Below are 21,216 nucleotides of genomic sequence, written 5' to 3' on the forward strand. Positions count from 1 at the left end.
AAATGATTACATTAGCCATAGTTTCACCTTGTTACAACGAAGAAGAGGTGTTGGAAACCTCTTCGAAACGTCTTACGTCGCTGCTCGACGGACTTATAAAAGAAGAAAAGATAAGTCCTGACAGCATGATAGTATTCGTAAACGACGGGAGCAAGGACCATACATGGGAGATAATTCGCCGTTTGCAGGCCGAAAACAGGTTTGTCAGGGGCATTAATCTGGCACACAACGTGGGACATCAGAATGCTATAATGGCGGGAATGATGACGGCTAAGGGCTGGGCAGATGCCGTTATCACGATCGATGCCGACCTTCAAGACGATTTGCAGGCCATTCCCAAGATGATCGATTGCTACGTCGAAGGCAGCGACATTGTATATGGAGTGAAGATATCCCGCAAGGCCGATCCCGTTCTAAAGCGATTTACCGCCGTTACATTCTATAAATTGCAGGAACGGATGGGCGTTAAAAGCGTGTTCAACCATGCAGATTTCCGTTTGATGAGCCGGCGTGCGCTCGATATGCTGGCAGGTTATCATGAGCGCAACTTGTATCTAAGAGGGTTAATCCCTATGCTTGGGCTTCCTTCTTCGACTGTTGACGATGTTATCGGCGAGCGACAAGCCGGACATTCCAAATATACGTTGAAGAAGATGCTTAATCTTGCCCTCGACGGCATTACCTCTTTTTCGGTGAAGCCTATCTACGGAATACTCTATCTCGGTGCTTTTTTCATCGTTATGAGCATTATCATCGGCATTTATGTGCTCCATGCGCTCATCGCAGGCACGGCATATCCCGGCTGGGCATCCATCATGTTGAGCATTTGGCTGATAGGAGGGTTTATCTTGTTGTCTATCGGCGTGGTGGGTATTTATGTAGGAAAAATATACGTGGAGGTAAAAAATCGGCCGCTGTACAATATCAGCGAGATTATCGGAGATGAGCATCGGCAGATATAAACAGCTGTGGCAGGAGCATCCTAAGGTGCGTGCAGACTTCTGGCGCGTGGTACGTTTCGGCGTTGTGGGCACCGTATGTTCGGCCATTCATTACGGAGTATATTGCTTGTTCCTGCTGTTTACCGATGCCAACATAGCCTACACGGCGGGGTATGCTATGGGGCTGGTGTGCAATTATGCACTGACCACCTATTTTACTTTTAAGCAGAAACCCACGAAGATGAATGCTGCAGGCTTTGTAGGAAGCCATGTAGTGAACTATCTTATGGAGATCGGGCTGCTTAACCTGTTCCTGTGGCTCGGCTTCAGCAAATGGCTTGCGCCCATATTGGTGATGGCTATTGCCGTTCCGATTAACTTCTTAATGCTTCATTTCGTGTTTCTGCACAAACAGAAAGGCACTATTTCATAAGTTTTTCGTATGTTCCGAAAACCCGAGAGGCTACGTTATTGCCCTCGAAACGGCGGATATATGCCCGACAGACAGCCTGTCTATCGGCCTTAGACGCACCCTCTGTCAGCAACAGGTATATGGCCTGTGCAAGTCCTTCGGCATCATCGGGCGAAACATAGAGGCAGCCTTCGCCTCCCGCCTCTTCGAGACAAGAGCCCGTGCAGGCCACAACAGGCAGTCCGCAGTGTATGGCTTCGATGATCGGAAGGCCGAAACCCTCGTAACGGGAGGGGTATACAAAGCACGCGGCCTGCCGGTATATGGCTGCCAAATCGGCATCGCTGACGCCTTGAAGCATAAGCACTCGCTGCTGTAAAGCTGGGTTCTTTCGCAGATATTCCGTAATTTCATCGGCGTATTTTGTACGCTTTCCCACGATTACAAGCGACACATCGGCTGGCAAGAAAGGCAGTGCTTTTACGGCAAGGAGCGCATTTTTGCGCCTTTCTATCGTGCCTACGTTGAGAATATAACGCCTCGGCAGTCGGTATTTCCGACTTGTTTGTTGAAGTTCTTCGTTGCTTATTTGCATGCTAAAACGCGGTGCACAGCTCTGATATTCTACGTCTATGCGCTCCGGATCTACCTTTCCGTACTCGATGATGTCGCGTTTGGTGCACTCGCTGATGGCGATGATGCGGTCTGCCTCATGGCAAGTGCGGTAGAATTTGCGGGCATAAATCCAAGCATCCAATGGGTTATAGAACTCCGGATGGCGCATAAAGATGAGGTCGTGGATAGTGACAACGGTCTTGATGCCTGCCTTTTTGATGCCTATGGGCAACTCTCCGCTCAGTCCGTGATACAGGTCGATGCCGTCGCGCAGCAGGTCTTTCACCACGAAACGACTGCGCCAAAGCGATTTGCCCATGGGGAAACCGTAGCCGTTCGGGCAGACGAACTGCACTGAAGGGCTTTCTATTATCTTTGAACGGAGTTCTTGTCGCCCTAAGTCGGGTGTGTAAAGGCGCAAACGAGTACCTTCGGGAACGATATGTGCCATATCGTTGACCAACGTGCGGCCGTAATTGCCCAATCCGGTGCCGTTCCTAACGATGCGTTTTGCATCGTATCCGACCGACAAAGGGCTAAATGTCTTTGTCATAAGCATAGTTTTTGAAACTCATTTCGTAGCACAGCCGCAACCAGACGATAAGACAAGGCAGGGCTTTCAGTGCGTATTGCTGTATTATTTCGCGCTTGAATTCGCGCGGATATAGGTCTGAAGAACCCATACTCGACAGCAGAAACACGAATATCATCAGCGCAATGTCGGCCTTAGAGCGCTGCCATGGCGCCGCGAAATACCATATGCACGCGCCGCAGAGGGCGATGATATAAGAGCTGGACTCGCTGCCTGTGCTGAACAGAACGACAAACAGCAGCACCGAAGCCAATATGGTTTGCCGGAAGGCTTTATGTTTATATTGGTCGAACCGCAAATAAGGGATGATAAACAGTACGAGTGCGGGCAGCAGGAGCCACAAATCGGAGTAAGACATGTTGCCCGTAACGCGGCGAACCATGCCGAGCGCCGATATGTTTTGGGCGATGGAATTGATGTTTTCCACGTTTTTTCCGCTCAGACAGACAATCCATTCCTGATATTGTTCGATGACATACTGCGGACTGCTGATAAGCATAGGAGCGATAAACAGCACAACCGCCCAGAACAGGAGCGACAGCGAGAAGCGCAACTTGTGGCGTGAGAATAGGAAAAACGCCAGTCCTACGACGCCGTAGAGCTTTACGAACGTGCCCAAAACAATAAGAAAAGCAGCCCAGAAGTCGCGCTCTTTTTCTATCAGGAAGTACGAAGCGATGATAATGGCGGCAATGGTAATATTGAATTGCTGCATGAACAGTGACGTAAGAAGCGTTTCGGAGCAGAACCAGAAGATAAACATTTTTTGTCCGTTCTCGAAGCCTGACCGGCTTATAGCGAGATATAATGTAAGTGAAAGTGCAATGCACCACAGCAAGAGCCCTAAAGGTTCGGGCACAATTGCAAAGGGTGCGATGACAAGAGAGAACAACGGACCGTAATGATTGACGTCGAAATATTCGGCAGGATAGGCATCGTAGAGCGACAGACCTTTGACGGCGTGCCAGAAAACACCTCTGAAAATAAGGAAATTGTTATCGGATCGGTGGAGTTTAAGTACCATCGCGATCACCGAGAGCAGCATCCAAAGCCAGAGAATGGTACGGGGTTCGTGGAAAAAAGGTTTGGATAAGAATGCTTTGCCGCGCTGAATTACTGTATTGTTCATTTGTCCTTACAGGTTTATCGTATTTGCCTGCAAAATTAAAGAATATTCTTTAAAAAGCCTTAGAGAATGGTTTTTATTTGTATCTTTGTGTGTATGAAGACGGAGCATCGTATATCTGTTGTAATCAACACCTATAATGCCGAGGTGCATCTGGCAGAGGTAATCGAGGCGGCAAGCGGCTTTGATGAGATCGTAGTGTGCGATATGGAGAGCACAGACGGCACTGTAGAGATTGCACGGAGCAGAGGTTGCCGCGTCGTTACGTTCGAAAAGCGCGATTACACCATCGTGGAACCGGCCCGACAGTTTGCCGTCGACAGTGCCGCATACCCATGGGTGCTGGTCTTGGATGCCGATGAATTGGTGACACCTGCACTGAAGGCTTATCTTTATGAGCATATCAGGCAGCCCGATTGCGCCGAAGGAATAGCCATACCGAGGAAGAATTACTTCATGGGGCGCTTCATGCACGCTTCTTATCCCGACTACATACTGCGCTTTTTCCGTAAGGATGTTACGCAATGGCCGCCCGTCATCCACGCTTCGCCCATTGTTGCGGGGCGGGTGATACGTATTCCGAGAGCACGAAAAGACCTTGCCTTCGAGCATTTGGCCAACGATACGATAGCCATGCGTTGCCGAAAAACGAACGTTTATTCCGATAATGAGGTGGGCAGACGTATGAACAAGCGTTACGGGACGGGCGCTCTAATCGGCCGACCTCTATTTCGTTTTTTCCGTTCTTATATATTAAAAGGTGGAATAAGAGACGGTGTTCCCGGGTTAATTTATGCCGCTTGGGAAGCTATTTATCAGTTTACCGTTGTTGCAAAGATAATAGAAGCGCGGAAAAACGGTAAAGTTTAGCTTTTGAAAATATCGGGCAATTGCTTATTTTCGAGTGAAATCTTGTAGGTGAGCTTGTGGATAAACGATTTACGGGCAGCCTCTTCTATCATTTCCTGTGAAAGAGAATGGCTTTTTTTCATTCGGTTAAAAAGAATGTGGGTGTCGTCTTCCGGCACTGCAGGCATATTGCGGTATTCACAGGCTGCCCGTTTATCGCTTGTGATCATGGCCTTGAACATCAGATGAAGTTGGAAGTAGTGCAGTAATCGGTTCTCATGTTTCCATAAATCCGTCATGAGCGTTTTCCACTGTTGTATGAGGTAGCTTTCGACCTTGGCACGTATAAAGCAACTTTGTATAAGCGTGTAGGCAAATTCACCGTGCGAATGATACATGAAGAACTCGGATTTTTCGATCCAATCGGGGATAGGTGCCGTAAGTAGACATGTGGCATCTATCCAATAACCGCCGTAGGTGGCAAGGAGATAGATGCGCAATAAGTCGGAAAATTGGGCATCTGCAATCTTCCCTTGTGCCCTCTTCTTGATGATAAAGTGGGGTATATCTACGTATTCGGTATAGTTTTCTTCGGTTATGACGACGATTTGCTGATGAGGCAAGCGGTGTTTTTCTACCGAGCGTAGGCATAAATCTACAATCGGAGGTGCCGCCTGTCGCCCCTGTAACCAGCATTGCCATATATATTCCGTATGTGTATTGCGATTAACGGTTTCTTTTGTTTGTGATGTACCTGCCAAGGGTACTGCATATTTCCGTGAGAAATAGGCAGTACATCGTCGGTCGTTGAGCGGATCGAGTGCATATCTTACCCGATGGCGTAGCACTTTATGAGGGATAAGAGCGGAAACTACGGTACATATAAATTTCCGAAATGCGATGAATTGCATACTATGAATGGGCGTTCAGATACTTATCAAGACCATTAGGGCACCATGATATGTGCTCTTGTTTTACACGTTCCAACTCGTCTAAGTGGCGTTGTTCGTTGCTGCGCGACGACTCTTTGTGATACAGATGATACACATTGCCTCCCATCTTCAATGCTTTTTTCTTTACGCCGGCATAGTGTAACCTGAATGCAATCTCCCCGTCTTCGTGTCCCCATTGCATTAAATCTTCGTTATATCCGTTGACTTTGACAAGATCATCCCGCCAGAACGCCATGTTGCAGCCACGGAGATGATCGATCTGTCGTGCATATTTTTCGGCAAGAAACCGGCGCAATAACCTCGAACGGAAACTGTTTAATATGAATGTGAGCGGTAAATTCCATTCGTTGACCGTAAGGGTATGCGATGTCAATATGCGCTCTGTGAGGTGCGGAGTGAGTTTTACCCTGCTTCCGCATACGAAATAATTGCGTTCGGCCAACTCTAAATGGTCGGAAACGAAATGGGGCGACAGGATTACATCGCCGTCTACTTGCAGAATGTAGTCGCCTGTAGCCTTGGCAATGGCCTTGTTTAAGATGATTGTTTTGCGGAAACCGTCGTCTTCTTGCCATACATGTATGATGGGAACAGGACTAACTTTGCGGATACGTTCTATTGCCGTACGCGTGTCGTCAGTAGAACCATCGTCGGCAATTACTATCTCATCGGGCATTCGTGTCTGCCTTAACATACTCGATAACGATAGCTCTAAGGCCTTATGCCAGTTGTATGTAGACACCAATATGGTGGTTTTCATCGTGTTCTTTTCCATAAATAGTTTATTTGTTTATCGGAGGTACGATCCATGGGAATAGCTGATTCAATATTTTTACCGTACGCTCGAGAATGTAATCTGTCTTTTTTATGCCTAATTCTTCGTTTATGATATGTAGATATTCCTTTCGTTGTTCTCTTGTTGTATGTAGACGTTTGATCTCTTTATAGAATGCCCCTTTGGCGAGATGTACCTTATATTTGCTGATAAACGATAGTTGCCAAAGGAAAGAAGCAATCATTATCTTTTCCTGAAGTTGCCCTTTGGTGCCGTCGCACCGTACGGTTACGCGTTCCGGATGCTGACGGAAGCAGTTCAATTTTCGGCGTACTTCAACGATATCTCCCTGCAATGCCATTGCTATCCAGAAAAGCCAGTCGGCACAGTAGTGCATTCGGGCAAAGTCGTGGCATATCTTTTCGTATGCAGTTCGGCGGAACAAAACCATGCTTGCATTATAAACAGTGTCGTGCCACAGTAGCTTTTGCTTGATGTAAGACTCTGAATTATATAAATGTATAGAGCCGTCTTCATCCCAACAATCATAGTCTTTCGATAATATTCGGTCGTTTTCGTCTACCAATAATGAACCGGAAGCTGCAAAAGATGCCGTAGGATGATCGTTTAAAGCATTGACCATTACTTCCAAGAAGTTATTTTTGCAGTAATCATCGCTCTCGGCTATCCATAGATATTCGCCTCGTGCGAATGCCATACCTCGTTCCCATTGTGCAAACGGGCTGCCGCTGTTCTTATCGTTGACCAAGTATTTGACAACAGTAGGATATTTCGAATATTGTTTTAAAAGCTCCTGACTGCCGTCGGTGGAACAATCGTCGAGCAGTATAATCTCTATATCCTGATAAGTTTGGGCAAGGATGCTGTCGATTCTTTTTGTAAGAAATCGGCGGTAATTATAGTTGGGTACGATAACTGAAACCTTGGGCATATTGCAATAGTTTATACGGAAGTGTAGACATTATTGAAGTGTGTAAATGCGCCAATTGTCAATGGAGCGTCCTTATCCATAATCCAATAGAGGGGTACATTATTGTAAAAGGAGGCCCAAAGCGAGAAAGTGCTCTTCACACCTATTATATAATCGCACGATGCAAGTAGCTGCAAATCTTCTATTCCGCTGCCGTTAGAGAGGTAAGTTGTGGGATGAATGGCTCTGAAATCGTCGATATTGAGTTTTTGATCGTTGGTACAAATATAGATGTTGATTGTTTTTCCGGTATGCAGGGCGCAGAACTGTTTGATGATTTTGTGATATACATTGTCGTCGAAGAAGTATTTTCCTCCCTGCCAATAGCGGTAATCACCTCGACGGATGTGCAGTCCGAGACTGATGTCCGCATGTGGATGGGCCGCCATCTTTATGCTTATTTTCTCTTTGATTGTCGGTTTAATTTCGAAAAGTTGCCTGATTTCTTCGCGATATTTTTGGAATAAAGCCGGATATCTGCATCCCCAAGCACTGCAAGCTATCAGTTTCGTTTCGCGTAGTCGGCGGTCTATGGCCGGCGTGTTGTCTTCTGTAATGCAGTCGATCACATGAGCTGACACCAGCAGCTTTCCTATAAAATACGTCAATGGGTTATGATACCATTTCTTACATACGGCAAAGTAGCGGAATTTATAGGAAAAACGCATCGAAATAACCTTTATTCCGTATTCCCTACCGAATGCATATAGATGAGCAAACTGTAGGATGTTGTTGCACATCTGACCGTATCCTTTTACTAAAATCATGTGGTGTGTGCTTGATGTTTTTTCCTTTTTTCGATTTCTTCAAGACTGCCTAAGTCAACTCTTCCCGTGGTCTTGTCGTAACGCATGTTATATTCTTCGTGCGTACGTTTCCATCTGTTGTGGCTCCATAGGTAAAGTGATGGATCTCGGCGAATGGTCTTCTCGAGTTCTTCGAAATACATGTCGGTGATGCCATAGTCGGGTACTGATTTCGGATTGTCTGTCAACAGCCGTATTTCGCAGCGGTAATAACCGCGTTTTATACGAGATACGTCGCCATAAAAAGTAACTTGATTGGCTACTTTTATAACTTTTTCGCTTCCGGTCAATACAGGTGTGTCGTGATGAAGGAAGTTGTACCAGTGGTGGATGTTGTTCCAGAAGGGTACTTGATCGGATATATAACCCATAACAATGGGCTGTTTCTTCTGTTGATAGGCCACCACGCGGCGTAAGGTCTCTGCCATAGGCACGCAAAGTGCCCCTTGTCGCTCCCTTACATATTTAAATAAATTGTCGAAATGCTTATTCTCAAGTGGATGATATATCTGCATACATTGCGCTTTTTTGCCGATCCATAGGGGTAAAGAGGTGATCCATTCCCACTCGCCATAATGTCCAAGATAGATAGCACACGAAAGTTCTTGCTCTACATAGCGGTCTATTTGTTCCGTTCCCGTAAAGATAATGTGCTTTTTCAGTTGTTTGGAACTCATAGTCATTAGTTTTATCGTCTCTACAATGTAGTCACAGAACCAGTGGTAGAACCCTTTTTCAATCTTACGCAATTCTTTTTCCGGCTTTTCAGGGAGCGATTCACAGAGATTTTTCCAAATAATACGATGCCTATAGCGCACGATATAGCAGACTATCAAGTACAATATATCTGAAAAGATATAGAGTATTCGAAGAGGAAATAGTGATAACAGATACCAAATACCGAACAAAAGACTGTATAATACTTTCATGCTGTTGCGGATATGAAGATGCTTTATCCCTGATGTCAGGGCATTAGTTTATCGTTGACCATGCGGTACATGTACTGTTGAATAATGGCCTTGACCTCCTTTTCCATCTGTGCTTGCTCCTTGACTTTGCCTTTTAAGTCGTGTTTCATCAGCAAATCTTTCAGCGAATAGACAGCTTTGGTCTTCTTACCATCGAATTGTAGCACGTATCCATACTTCACATACTGGTATATTCCGTTAAGATAATTCACGGCATATGTCTCTTCCATCGGTGTCGTCATGAGGTCGCAACCGAAAGAAAGGAACGGTTTTCCGTAGCCGAGAATACTGAGTACCGTCGGTAGAATATCTATTTGTTGGGCTATACCGTTGCGCATACCTGCTTTAACCTCACCACTCGGATCGAAAATAACGATGGGTGAGCAAAATCCTCCTATGTCTGTTTGGTATTGTGCGTGGTCGCTAAGGTTGGTATGATCACTTGTCAACACGAATATAGTGTTCTTGAACCACGGTTGAAGGGCTGCCTTCTCGAAGAATTTGCCTATGGCCATGTCGGTATACCGTATACATTTGTGCATTATAATGCCTTCTTCGGGGAATACATCCTTATATTTATCGGGAATAATATAAGGTGTATGGGAAGTAACTGTAAATACAGCGGTCATAAACGGCTGTTTCATTTCGCTCATCTTAGTACAATAATATTGTAAGAAGGGCTCATCCCATATTCCCCAATGCCCGTCGAAGTCGTCGTCTCCGCCAAATCGCGGATCTGCGTCGTAGTCTTGTCGCCCGTAATATTGCTGAAAACCAGTCTTGTTGGCAAAGGCAAGAAATCCCATACTGCCACGATTGGCTCCATGGAAGAATGCTGTATGATAACCTTCCTTAGCAAGTATGCCCGCCATACTGGTATATGTGTTCATCGATTGCGGCGTCAATACGAATGGTTCTACGAACATAGGTATGCCGCACAGTACGGATGGCATGCCGTCGATGCTCTTCCGACCGTTGCAGTAAGAATATTTGTAGGTGGCACTTTGGCTGATCAGCTTGTCTACATTCGGCGTATAGCCTTTGTATTTTCCGCCTTCGAGTTCCTTATTCAGCGCTCCTATATACTCACGTCCGAAGCTCTCGACAATCAAAACCACTACGTTTTTCTTCTTAAAAGCATGTGTGGGTTTGGGATGATGTATAGGCGTAAAGACAGAAGACAGCTCTTTTTCGCTCTTATAATAGTCGGGTACGGTAAACACATCCTTGCCTATGGTACGTATAAGGGCAAAAGGCGTATTCAGTACCAAGGCACACTCTGTGGGACGGTCTGCATATTGATTTGCATTACTGATGGTAATCGGACGTATTCCTGTACCCAGTCCGCCGCGGCAGGCTCCCACTCCGAGCGGGGTAATGGCAGCAAGCAGTACAAAAAGCAGCACGCTGTACAAGATACGTTGCTTAGCGGTGTGAAAGAGAGAGCTGCGCACTTTGGGCGTTACATATAACTTCCACATAAGGAAAATGAGGATCGCAGCGAGCAATACCAAGTACCAATGAACGATAAGTTCGCCCCAGAACACGTCTGCGAGATTGTTTTCGTTCTTAAATTCGCTAAATACACTTGTCGTAGTGCGGCGCAACGTATAGGGAAAATATACCGAGTCGCAGAGATTGATAACCAATGTAATAGAATTAACCACCACGAATACCCACTTGCAAATCTTATGATATGCAGGTGTTTCTTTCAACCATAACGGGAAGAGCATCATTACAATGTAGAGACTGTTGGTATATACGATCGCTGAACGGTCGAACATATAGCCTCCTCCGAACAACTTCAGCAGATGTCCGATAGACATGTCGGTGCTAAAGTAGCTGTAATTTTCCAATAGAAACTCAATTCGCGCTATTATGTACAATGCAAAAGCAATGAACAGGTTGATGATAAGTGCGATAAACGGCGCGAACGGGGTATCGAGAATATTTATTTTATTCTTCTTCATAACCTTGGTGTATCTGTTTAAGTGTTGATTTATAGCGATTGCATATCGTTCAGTTTCTTGTAATAACCATCGGTTTGCAGTAATTCTTCGTGGGTGCCGCGTTCCACGATGCGTCCTTCGTGGAGCACACATATCTCATCGGAGTTTTTTATCGTAGACAACCGATGGGCGATGGCCACGGTGGTACGGGTATTCATGAGCTTCTCTAAGGCATCTTGAACCAGCCTTTCACTCTCCGTGTCGAGTGCACTGGTAGCCTCATCAAGTATCAATATCGGCGGATTTTTGAGAATTGCGCGGGCTATGCTTACGCGCTGTCGCTGGCCGCCCGACAGCCTGTTTCCGCGATCGCCTATGTTCGTGTCGAATCCGTGTTCCGATTCCATGATGAAATCATAGGCATTGGCGATACGGGCTGCCTGCTCTACCTCCTCGCGAGAGGCATTGTCTACGCCGAAGGTGATATTGTTGTAGAACGTATCGTTAAAGAGTATGGCTTCTTGATTGACATTTCCTATGAGTTGGCGCAAGTCGTGTACGCCCAAGTCCTTTACGTTGATGCCGTCGATCAGCACTTCTCCTTCCTGTACATCGTAGTATCGCGGTATTAAATCTACCAATGTAGACTTGCCCGAGCCGCTTTGACCGACGATAGCCACGTTTTCTCCCTTGCGTATCTTGAGGTTGATGTTGCGCAATACCCATTGGTCGGCGTACTTGAACGATACATTTCGGAACTCTATTTCGCGTTCGAAACTCTTTATGTGTACGGGGTTGTCGGCCTCTTTGATAGCTACTTCGGCCTTTAGTATCCTGTCTACGCGCTCCATAGAGGCCAACCCTTTGGGAATGTTATACCCTGCTTTCGAGAATTCTTTAAGGGGATTGATGATCGAATAGAGCATTACGAGGTAGAAGATGAACGTAGGACCTTGCAAAACTTGGTTTTTCAATACCAGTACACCGCCGAACCAAAGCACGATAACGATCATTACAGTGCCGAGAAACTCGCTCATCGGGTGGGCCAGTTGCTGCCTTATGTTCACACGTATGATATCGTTACGATAGGCACTGTTTATTTTATCGAACCGTGCATTCATCTTCTCTTCGGCGCAGAATGCCTTGATAATGCGCAAGCCTCCAAGGGTTTCTTCCACTTGGCTCATGGTGTCGCTCCACAAGGCCTGCGCCTTAATGGAGTTCTGCTTGAGCTTTCGTCCCACATAACCCATGAACCATCCGAAGAGGGGCACGAAGACAATCGTGAAAAGCGTAAGCTGCCACGACACTACAACCAATGTTGTAAAGTAGGCTATGATAAGGATAGGGTTCTTAAACAGCATATCGAGCGATGCCATAATGGAGTTTTCTATCTCTTGAACGTCCCCGCTCATGCGCGCAATGATATCTCCTTTGCGCTCTTCAGAGAAGAATCCCAGCGACAGAGAGTTTATTTTCTGATAGAGTTGGTTGCGAATATCACGCACCACGCCTGTGCGTATCGGTATGATCGATGCCGAAGAAAGGAAGTAGGCCCCCGTTTTAAGCATGGTCATAAAGGCGAGTGTCAGTCCTATAATGAGCAGCGAAGTGGTAGGCCCTACCGATGTAATAAGTTCGTACACATAATAATTAAAATTATTTGTTACCACCTCGGTCAGGTCTTCCATCGAATCGATGCTGCTCCACGGCATGAATGTCACGGCCTTTTGGGCTTCCTCGGTCTGGAAAAGTATGTTGAGAATGGGGATCAATGTGGCAAACGAGAAGATATTCAATACTGCCGAAAGGATATTGAATATAACCGAAAGCACTAAATATTTCTTGTATGGCGGCACAAAACGGCGCAACACTTGTAGAAATTCCTTCATACTGATGCTAAAAAACAGAATACACGAACCTTTAAATTATTGGTTTTCAGTTTGTCTTCCTGCAAAGGTAACGTAAATAGAATATAACACAAAATAAATAAACACTTTTTTATGTTATTGCTTGGCATATAAGTTTGTAAAAGAAGAGTTTATAGAAAAGAGTTCTGTGTGTAAGGTATTGCAGACGTATATGTACCTTTTTCTTCGCCTCTTCGGCAGAAAAGGGCTCGAAAAAGGGTGAATATATAAATAATGAACGATGAAAAGATTATCATTTTTCCGCTTCTCCAATAGAAGCAGAGTTAAATCTTGAGTATTATGTGCCGTATGTATTTAGCTTATATTTGAATAAAGAATGGATGAATAGTAATGGGTTTAATTACCGTATCATGGAGATTTGGCTTGCTTGTGTTCTTTTGAAATGCGATATATATCGCTATTTTTTTAAAAGTGCATTTATTATCTGCCGGTGATAAACGGCATCTTTATCGATGACAAATTGTGCATTTAACAAGGATAAACAGATTGTTTATGCAGAATATAACGCCCGTGTATTTTTAATCTTGGAAATACGATTAAACGTCAGATTTTCAGTGTGTAAAAGACGTGCAACCTATTTTACGAAATTATTTGAAGTGCTTAAACAAGTTAATCCGCTGCAGCATGGCCATCAAACCCTCATCCTTATTCTTTCATCCCTCATCTCTTCCCCCCTCCGGAAGAGGGGGGAAGGAAAGTCCTCGGGCCCTATAGCCACTCCATCAGTATATCCCATACGGCGATGATATGGCATACAGAGCCCATAAGCACGAAGAAATGGAACACCGTATGCATGTATCGCCGTTTGTTGAGGCTATAGAAAACGGCACCGGTAATATAAGCCACGCCCTCTGCAACTATCCACACGAAGGCCGCGGTAGACAGGCTATCGATCAAAGGTTTAAAAGCTATCAGCACGCTAAGGCCCATGCCGATGAAACAGAATGTCTCTATGTTGCTGTGATCTTTCAGTTTACGGAAGCTGGACACAGTGCCTACCACTGCACAAAGCCACACAAAGATGAAAAGACTCCACCCCCAATAGCCCTCGTTTCGCAGGGCTATGAGCGTTATAGGCGAATAAGAGCCGGCAATATGCCAGTAAATAGCGGCATGATCCCACTTGCGCAGCCGCTCTTTCCATTTGGAATAGGCAGACAAGGCATGGTAAATGGTAGAAGCCGCATACGAACATATCATGCCGAAAAGGTAGAGAATAACTGCTGCAGTGGCCCATCCGTTACCCCTGCGTGCGCACCATACGAGGAATATAGTGCCGAACACTACGCCCAAGGCAATACCTCCGGCGTGCGACCACGAGTTCCATAACTCTTCTTTATGCGAGAAGTGTATCTTCATTCTTAGGAGGCTATTGTGCCGATATATTTGTTGTAAGCATTATTAATGTCGTGATGATAAAAGCCGTTCGTCTTATTTTATTTTGATTTTGTTGTGATGCATATTCCTGATAAAGACGGTGAACAGGATATTGCGGATAGATATATCCCGATTGAATATTTTGATTTCCGGTGATATATTATTGCTTCGGTTGCTATTTGGCGAACTGATAACTGAAACCTTTGACGCGGTTCCATGCACCACGGGTAAAATCCGGTATAGCTACAGGTGCCGAATTGTTCTCCAAGGAAATACGGGTAAGCTCGCCAAGGCAGCACCATTCGGCCATGTCATAGACATCCATGTCTAACGGAAGGCCGTTATGCAGGCAATACACCAGTCGGTAGTCCATGATATAATCCATTCCTCCGTGCCCTCCAACCTGCTTTGCAGTGGCTTCGAGCTCCTTTACGAAGGACGGAGTGTACTTGTTAAGCAGCTCGTTCCTTACCTTTTCCGGCACTGCAGCGTGTGCATTCAGGTCTTGATAGTTTGCTGTTCCGCTGCTATTCAGCTGTTCAGTGCGGAAACACAGTTCCTCTATGGGATATTTACTGGCATAACCGTCGGTTCCTACTATCTGGTACATGCGGCTATACGGGCGGGGCGTCATCACATTATGTTGTATAAGTATGGTCTTTCCGTTCTCTGTTCTAATCATAGTCGATGTTTGATCGCCGTTTTGGAAGTCGTTACAAGGCTTGCCGGTGGACTTCTGAACGTGTTTGGGGCCGTTTACAGCTTTGGTATCCATGGCCACAAGGTATTTCATACGGTCGCCGCGATGAATGTTGAGTACCTGACAATCTGGCCCGATCCCATGAGTCGGGTACACATCACCGCGGTTCTTTCGGTTAAAGTCCAAGCGCCAATTGTCCCAATACATATCCCAATAATCGTCAAGGTTATGCAAATAGGAGCCTTCTACGTGCAGCACTTCGCCGAAAAGTCCTTGCTGTGCCATGTTCAGAGCGGCGAGTTCGAAGAAATCGTACACACAGTTTTCGAGCATGATACAATGCTTTCGCGTACGTTCAGAGGTGTTTATCAGCGCCCAGATGTCGTGCATGTTGGTGGCAGCCGGTACTTCTATGGCTACGTGTTTGCCGTGGTTCATGGCGTAGAGTGCAATCGGCACGTGATGCACCCAATCTGTAATAATGTAAATAATATCTATATCTTTGCGTTCACACATCTTTTTATAAGCTTCGGTGCTGCCGCTATAAGCCGTAGCACGCTTTCGCCCGTTGCGTTCGAGTATCTTCTGCGCCTGCTCTACGCGGTCAGCTTCAACGTCGCACAGTGCTTTTATTTCAGTTCCCGGTATATGGCACCAGCGATCTACAGCGCCCGGGCCGCGCATACCCAAACCTACAAAGCCTACTCTTACTACGTTCATTTTGGGCGAGGTGAGCTGTATAACGTCGGTTTGTCCTGCAGGTCGTGCCGGTACATCGGTTTTTATCGGTTTGATAACTTGTGCATAAACCGAACAGGTTATGCAGAAAATAAGACTAAATAGTAATGTTGTTCGTTTCATGTTATAATTATTATGAGATTAAAAAATGTATTTGTTCATAGAAGGCCGTGCGATTATCTTAGGTCTCTTATCCTCACGTCGATGCCGAGACCGCTGGTTACCTTGAGTATTTGCTTGGGATCGGTGGTGTGCATATGGTAGGGATAGAGAATTTTCGGGCGTATTGTCTTCGCTGCTTTGCGAAATTGCGCCAATGTCATGGTCTTGTATTTGTCGCAGGGCATAAAAGCGATGTCGATATCCTTGATGTCTTTCATCTCCGGAACGAACTCTGTGGAGCCTGCAATATAGATACGATAGCTTTCCAAATCGAGTATGTAACCGTTATCGCGTCCTTTCGGGTGAAGTTCGGCACGGTTTTTCAAGCGGTTGTAGGCCGGTACGGCATAGAGAGTGATACTGTCTGTCAGCTCTGCTTTCTCCCCATTGCGTATCACAATGCCCTTCTTGTAACGGTCGAAGCACCGCTGATTAAGCAACAGGTTGGTGCTGTTTTTGGTCAAGAGATGGATGGCGTTCATGTCGAAGTGGTCGTAATGTTCGTGCGTAACGAGGATGAAATCGGCCTTGGGCTTATCGGTGTAGTCGATGATCGGGCGCACCGCGCTGCTTACGGGATCGATTTCGAACTCCCATCCGTCGTAATTAAGTTGCAAACTGGCATGCTTTATCGGCGTTACCACAAGTTTCTTGCCATTGGGAAGGGTATATATGTCGATGCCCTCCTGTGCCTCTTTCGAAGAGCAGGAGTCTGTATTCAAGACCAAGACCGTCAGACAAGCTGCGATGCAAATAAGCTGTTTCATTCCACAATGGTAAAGTCGAGCTGCTTCTTCTCAAGATTTGCCTTGGCTACTTGTATGCGGATGGCATCGCCGAGTTGGTATTTATGGTGCCTGCGCCGGCCTACCAAGCAGTAATTACGCTCATCGAAATCGTAATAGTCATCATCAAGATCGCGCATAGGTACCATGCCTTCGCAATGATTTTCGTCTATCTCGCAATAGATACCGTAACTTGTAATGCCGCTGATATGGGCATCGAACTCCTCTCCAAGTCGATCTCCCATGAATTCAACCATCTTGTATTTGATAGAGTCGCGCTCTGCATTCTGCGCAACCTGTTCCATTTCCGAGCAATGTTCGCACAACTCTTCGTAATATTTGGCATTGGCGCTTCTGCCACCTTCGGCATATCGCGTAAGCAAACGGTGCACCAATGTGTCGGGATAGCGACGGATAGGACTGGTAAAGTGGGTATAATAATCGAATGCAAGGCCGAAGTGCCCGATATTGTGCGTGCTGTATTTTGCCTTCATCATGGCACGCAAGGCGATCGTCTGAATGAGTTTCTGCTCGTTCTTGCCCTCGCTATCGTCCATAAGTTTATTGAGCGAGCGCGCCGTTTGGCCTTTTGTGCCGGCTGTTTTCAGCTTGTAACCGAATTTGACGATAAACTCACGGAGCGTTTCCAGCTTTTGCGGATCGGGATTATCGTGCACACGATAAGGCAAGGTCTTGGCTTTTTTACCCTTCTTTACCTTGCCTACGCTCTCTGCAACGGTCTTATTGGCCAGTAACATGAACTCTTCGATGAGCTTATTCGCGTCTTTCGAGCGTTTGAAATAGCAACGTGTGGGCTTTCCTTTATCGTCCACGTCGAAATGGAGTTCCTCTGAATCGAACTTCACCGCACCGTTTTTGAAGCGTCGCGAGCGCAACTTCTTGGCCAATCTGTCGAGTGTAATAATCTCGCGGGCATATTCTCCCTTGTATCCACCCTTGGGTTCAGGCGGCGCGGGCTGCCCTGTACCGTCGATAACCCCATTGTCTTCGAGCAGTTGTTGGACTTCTTCGTAGGCATAACGGCGCTTACTTCGGATAACGGTGTGCACTATACGGCAGCTCTTTATATCGGCTTCATCGTCAAGATTGAATATCACGCTGTAACAGAGTTTATCCTCGTTGGGCCGAAGCGAACAAATAAAGTTACACAGACGTTCGGGCAACATGGGAATAGTGCGGTCTACGAGGTAGACAGAGGTGGCACGTTTCATGGCTTCTTTATCGATGATGGAGCCTTCGGTAACGTAGTGAGACACGTCGGCTATATGTACTCCCACCTGCCAAAGGCTCTTGTCGAGCTGCTTGATGGACAGGGCATCGTCGAAATCCTTGGCATCATGCGGATCTATTGTGCATGTCCATGTGCCACGGAAGTCCTCCCGTTCCTGCAAGTCGTGCTCCGTAATTTCGCCGGATATATGCTCTGCCGCCTCTTCAACGGCCTTCGGATACCTATAGGGCAAGTTATACTGTGCCAAGATGGTGTTCATTTCTACATCGTTATCACCGCTCGCGCCGAGTACATCTACCACATAGCCCACGATGTTCTTATGTCTGTCGTCGGGCCATTGCGATATTTTAACCACAGCCTTGTCGTCTGTTTTACCTCCTTTTAGCTTATTCTTGGGAATAATGATATCGTGAACATAGATTTCTTGGGGTGTTACGAGGAATGCAATATCTTTCTCCACGCGTAATTTGCCCACGAAAGTATCGCGTTTCCGCTCCAATATCTCGATTACCTGCGCCTCCTTGATGTGCTTCTGGCGCCGTGCCATGAAAGAAACCCGTACATGATCGCCGTTTAGAGCATACATTGAATTGCGTTCGGATACGAAGATAGGCGTGCCGCCCCCATCGGGAATGAACGAGTTTTTGCCGTTCGACTTGCGTAGGAATGTGCCCTCCTGCACCTGCCCTTTTTGGTTGAGGCGGTATGAAGTGTCGGTTACTTTCGTCAGGAAGTCGTCCCATGCCATTTCTTCCATCGTATCAATGGCGAGCATTTTAAGGGGATGCGTATCTAAATGTAGTGTTCGAAAGATTTCTTTGAACGAAAAAGTCTTGTCGGGTTGCGAAGTAAAGAAGCTCTCGAGCCTCTCCGATAGTTGTTTCTTCGACATGCGTTTGCCGCCTTTGTGTCCTTTTCCCATAATAACATATTTAATTTACAGTGGCAAATTAACAAAATATATTCGACAATCGGCCCTTTTGTTACAAATATTTTGCATTTTCGGAAAGAGAGGGGCGGACAGAAAAGAAGGATGTATGGTAAGGGCGATAGCGAGAGTTTTTGGAGATGGGGGACTTAGACAGGTTCTCTAAAGCGGACAGATGATACACCTAAACCGTTTAAACGGATATTTTATGCGGCTTAGACCGTAGGCGTATCGGCGACAGAGTTATTTCTTATCTTCGCATTACATACGATGCGGTGCGAAAAGAGACCGGAAATGCAACAGCCGCATGATGCGAGGAACGGAAATAAAATGGCTTTTTATTTTGCCAATCCCATGAATTACACTAACTTTGCGGCGGTAAACATGTGTGAAAGAATGGACGACAACTTGCGCAAGAAGCGTATTTTTCGGGTGACGTTAGTGGGAAGCCTGATCAATATCGTGCTGCTCTTGTTCAAATTTACGGCAGGCATTCTCGGAGCATCCGCGGCAATGATTGCCGATGCCGTGCACTCCTTGTCGGATTTCCTGACAGACATTGTAGTGCTGGTGTTTGTGCATATCAGCAACAAACCGCGAGACAAAGACCACGACTACGGTCACGGAAAGTACGAAACCTTAGCTACGGCCTTGATAGGCGTGGCACTTTTCGGTGTCGGCGTGATGATCTGTCTCAACGGTTTAGAGAAAATATACTACACATGGCAGGGCAATAAGCTCGCTTCACCCGGGTGGATAGCTTTCTTGGCGGCCGTTATAAGCATATTATCCAAGGAATGGGCCTATCGTTTCACTATGAGCGAAGGGCGCCGGATAGGCTCGCAAGCCGTGATAGCCAATGCATGGCACCACCGTAGCGATGCCCTCTCGTCTGTAGGAACGGCCCTCGGAATAGGCGGAGCCATACTGCTCGGCAGCGATTGGGCCATACTCGATCCGATTGCAGCGGTATGTGTAAGTTTCTTTATTGTGCGAACTGCTTACCGATTATTAGGCAAATCGGTGGGCGAACTGACGGAGAAAAGTCTGCCGGACGATGTGGAGAACGAGATTAAAGAGATTGTAGAAGCCGAACCGGAGGTAAGCCAAATGCACCATTTGATGACACGTAGCATCGGTAACCATATTGCCATTGAGATGCACATACGCATGCCGGGGGCGATATCTCTCTATGAATCGCATTTACATGCAACGAATATTGAATGCAGACTTAGGGAGAGATTTGGCAAGGGCACGCATATAGGGCTGCATGTAGAGCCTACGAAGGTGAACGGAGAATACCGAAATCCCTTTGAAGATGCGGCTGCAGCGACGTTGAACGAAAGTAAGAAATGAAAACCAAGATACTTGTAACCGGTGCAACCGGCTTTATCGGGAGCTTTATTGTAGAAGAAGCGCTGAAACGGGATATGGAGGTATGGGCCGCCGTAAGGCCGTCCAGCTCTAAAATATACCTGCAAGACAGCCGCATCCGGTTCATTGAACTCGACTTATCTTCGCGTGACAGGCTCATCGAACAGCTTGCCCACGAACAATTCGACTATGTTGTACATGCGGCGGGCGTAACGAAATGTCTGCATAAAGAAGATTTCTTCGACGTGAATACCAAAGGTACGGAGAACCTTGTAGAGGCTCTTCTGTATCTTGAAATGCCCATCCGTCGGTTCATTTACATAAGTTCGCTCAGCGTATATGGTGCGATATGCGAAAACAAACCTTATAGGGAGATACGCGAAGACGATACGCCCAAGCCCAATACGGCATACGGAAAGAGCAAATTGGAGGCCGAGAAATATCTCGATTCCATAGGGAACGATTTCCCTTATATCGTGCTCCGTCCCACAGGGGTGTACGGTCCGAGGGAGAAAGACTACCTGCTGATGGCCGAAAGCATTAAACACCATCTCGACTTTTCGGTAGGGTTCAGGCAGCAAGACATTACGTTCGTTTATGTAAAAGATGTGGTGCAAGCCGTGTTTTTGGCCTTCGACCGCGGCATGAGTGGCCGTAAATACTTCTTAAGCGATGGAAATGTGTATCGTTCGAGTACGTTCAGTAACCTGATACGCGACGAGTTAGGACACCCGTGGCGTATATGTATCAAGGCTCCGCTGTGGGTATTGCGCACCATTACATGGGCAGGAGAGTACATAAGCAGATGCACCGGCAAGATTACGGCACTCAACAAGGATAAATATAACATACTGAAACAGCGGAACTGGCGGTGCGATATCGAGCCCGCCATGGACGAGTTGGGCTATCATCCGCACTACAGTTTGGAGCAAGGCGTGGCAGAAACCATCCGTTGGTATCGCGATAACGGGTGGTTGTAGGCGTATTTCGGC

At 46.4% G+C, this 21,216-nt stretch carries 18 protein-coding genes; 5 read left to right on the forward strand and 13 right to left on the reverse strand.

Going from position 1 to position 21,216, the window contains the following annotated elements; genetic code table 11:
• Positions 1–2 precede the first annotated feature (2 nt).
• Positions 3–962 carry a glycosyltransferase family 2 protein gene (locus BN3912_RS10665; RefSeq protein ID WP_023984017.1) on the forward strand — a complete coding sequence of 320 codons (960 nt, stop codon included), beginning with the start codon at positions 3–5 and terminating at the stop codon, positions 960–962.
• Positions 943–1,374, forward strand: coding sequence for a GtrA family protein (locus tag BN3912_RS10670; protein WP_023984016.1), 432 nt, complete (start codon positions 943–945; stop codon positions 1,372–1,374). Before BN3912_RS10665 ends, BN3912_RS10670 begins: the two co-directional genes overlap by 20 nt.
• Here the strand turns inward: BN3912_RS10670 and BN3912_RS10675 are convergent.
• Together BN3912_RS10675 and BN3912_RS10680 are read right to left on the reverse strand one after the other, a co-directional pair.
• A complete protein-coding gene (locus BN3912_RS10675) occupies positions 1,364–2,527 on the reverse strand; it encodes a glycosyltransferase family 4 protein (RefSeq protein ID WP_051403434.1) in 1,164 nt (387 codons plus the stop codon). The genes BN3912_RS10670 and BN3912_RS10675 overlap by 11 nt on opposite strands.
• Positions 2,505–3,689 (reverse strand): glycosyltransferase family 87 protein, encoded by a 1,185-nt coding sequence (locus BN3912_RS10680; protein WP_004369028.1) that lies wholly within the window; start codon positions 3,687–3,689, stop codon positions 2,505–2,507. The genes BN3912_RS10675 and BN3912_RS10680 overlap by 23 nt, the downstream gene beginning before the upstream one ends.
• Positions 3,690–3,755: 66 nt before the next feature.
• On the opposite strand from BN3912_RS10680, the gene BN3912_RS10685 reads away from it, so the two are divergent.
• Positions 3,756–4,556 (forward strand): glycosyltransferase family 2 protein, encoded by an 801-nt coding sequence (locus BN3912_RS10685; RefSeq protein WP_023984014.1) that lies wholly within the window; start codon positions 3,756–3,758, stop codon positions 4,554–4,556.
• On the opposite strand, the gene BN3912_RS10690 is transcribed toward BN3912_RS10685, so the two are convergent.
• The 11 genes from BN3912_RS10690 to rnr form a co-directional block, all read right to left on the reverse strand.
• Complete coding sequence (locus BN3912_RS10690; protein ID WP_023984013.1) at positions 4,553–5,446, reverse strand: capsular polysaccharide synthesis protein; 894 nt, start codon at positions 5,444–5,446, stop codon at positions 4,553–4,555. The genes BN3912_RS10685 and BN3912_RS10690 overlap by 4 nt on opposite strands.
• A 1-nt stretch (position 5,447) precedes the next feature.
• Complete coding sequence (locus tag BN3912_RS10695) at positions 5,448–6,263, reverse strand: glycosyltransferase family 2 protein (protein WP_023984012.1); 816 nt, start codon at positions 6,261–6,263, stop codon at positions 5,448–5,450.
• A gap of 7 nt (positions 6,264–6,270) precedes the next feature.
• Complete coding sequence (locus BN3912_RS10700; protein ID WP_004369024.1) at positions 6,271–7,215, reverse strand: glycosyltransferase family 2 protein; 945 nt, start codon at positions 7,213–7,215, stop codon at positions 6,271–6,273.
• Positions 7,216–7,226: 11 nt separating this feature from the next.
• Positions 7,227–8,021 carry an alpha-1,2-fucosyltransferase gene (locus BN3912_RS10705; RefSeq protein WP_023984011.1) on the reverse strand — a complete coding sequence of 265 codons (795 nt, stop codon included), beginning with the start codon at positions 8,019–8,021 and terminating at the stop codon, positions 7,227–7,229.
• Positions 8,018–8,989, reverse strand: a complete 972-nt coding sequence (locus BN3912_RS10710) for a lysophospholipid acyltransferase family protein (RefSeq protein WP_023984010.1) — start codon at positions 8,987–8,989, stop codon at positions 8,018–8,020. Before BN3912_RS10710 ends, BN3912_RS10705 begins: the two co-directional genes overlap by 4 nt.
• A gap of 35 nt (positions 8,990–9,024) precedes the next feature.
• Positions 9,025–10,998, reverse strand: a complete 1,974-nt coding sequence (locus tag BN3912_RS10715; RefSeq protein ID WP_023984009.1) for an LTA synthase family protein — start codon at positions 10,996–10,998, stop codon at positions 9,025–9,027.
• 29 nt (positions 10,999–11,027) lie between these two features.
• The gene (locus tag BN3912_RS10720; RefSeq protein ID WP_004369020.1) at positions 11,028–12,869 is read right to left on the reverse strand and encodes an ABC transporter ATP-binding protein; all 1,842 of its coding nucleotides are present in this window, start codon (positions 12,867–12,869) and stop codon (positions 11,028–11,030) included.
• A gap of 747 nt (positions 12,870–13,616) precedes the next feature.
• On the reverse strand, positions 13,617–14,267 hold the full coding sequence (gene trhA, locus BN3912_RS10725; protein ID WP_023984007.1) for a PAQR family membrane homeostasis protein TrhA: 651 nt from the start codon (positions 14,265–14,267) through the stop codon (positions 13,617–13,619).
• 193 nt (positions 14,268–14,460) lie between these two features.
• A complete protein-coding gene (locus tag BN3912_RS10730) occupies positions 14,461–15,846 on the reverse strand; it encodes a Gfo/Idh/MocA family protein (RefSeq protein ID WP_023984006.1) in 1,386 nt (461 codons plus the stop codon).
• A 53-nt stretch (positions 15,847–15,899) separates the two neighbouring features.
• Positions 15,900–16,652 (reverse strand): MBL fold metallo-hydrolase, encoded by a 753-nt coding sequence (locus tag BN3912_RS10735; protein ID WP_023984005.1) that lies wholly within the window; start codon positions 16,650–16,652, stop codon positions 15,900–15,902.
• Positions 16,649–18,844 carry a ribonuclease R gene (gene rnr, locus BN3912_RS10740; protein WP_023984004.1) on the reverse strand — a complete coding sequence of 732 codons (2,196 nt, stop codon included), beginning with the start codon at positions 18,842–18,844 and terminating at the stop codon, positions 16,649–16,651. The genes BN3912_RS10735 and rnr overlap by 4 nt, the downstream gene beginning before the upstream one ends.
• A 402-nt stretch (positions 18,845–19,246) precedes the next feature.
• Between rnr and BN3912_RS10745 the strand changes: the two genes are divergently transcribed.
• Positions 19,247–20,206 carry a cation diffusion facilitator family transporter gene (locus tag BN3912_RS10745; RefSeq protein ID WP_036859503.1) on the forward strand — a complete coding sequence of 320 codons (960 nt, stop codon included), beginning with the start codon at positions 19,247–19,249 and terminating at the stop codon, positions 20,204–20,206.
• Positions 20,203–21,204, forward strand: a complete 1,002-nt coding sequence (locus tag BN3912_RS10750; protein ID WP_004369010.1) for an NAD-dependent epimerase/dehydratase family protein — start codon at positions 20,203–20,205, stop codon at positions 21,202–21,204. Before BN3912_RS10745 ends, BN3912_RS10750 begins: the two co-directional genes overlap by 4 nt.
• Positions 21,205–21,216 lie beyond the last annotated feature (12 nt).

It is taken from the genome of Prevotella phocaeensis (genome assembly GCF_900065875.1).
Taxonomy (GTDB): domain Bacteria; phylum Bacteroidota; class Bacteroidia; order Bacteroidales; family Bacteroidaceae; genus Prevotella; species Prevotella phocaeensis.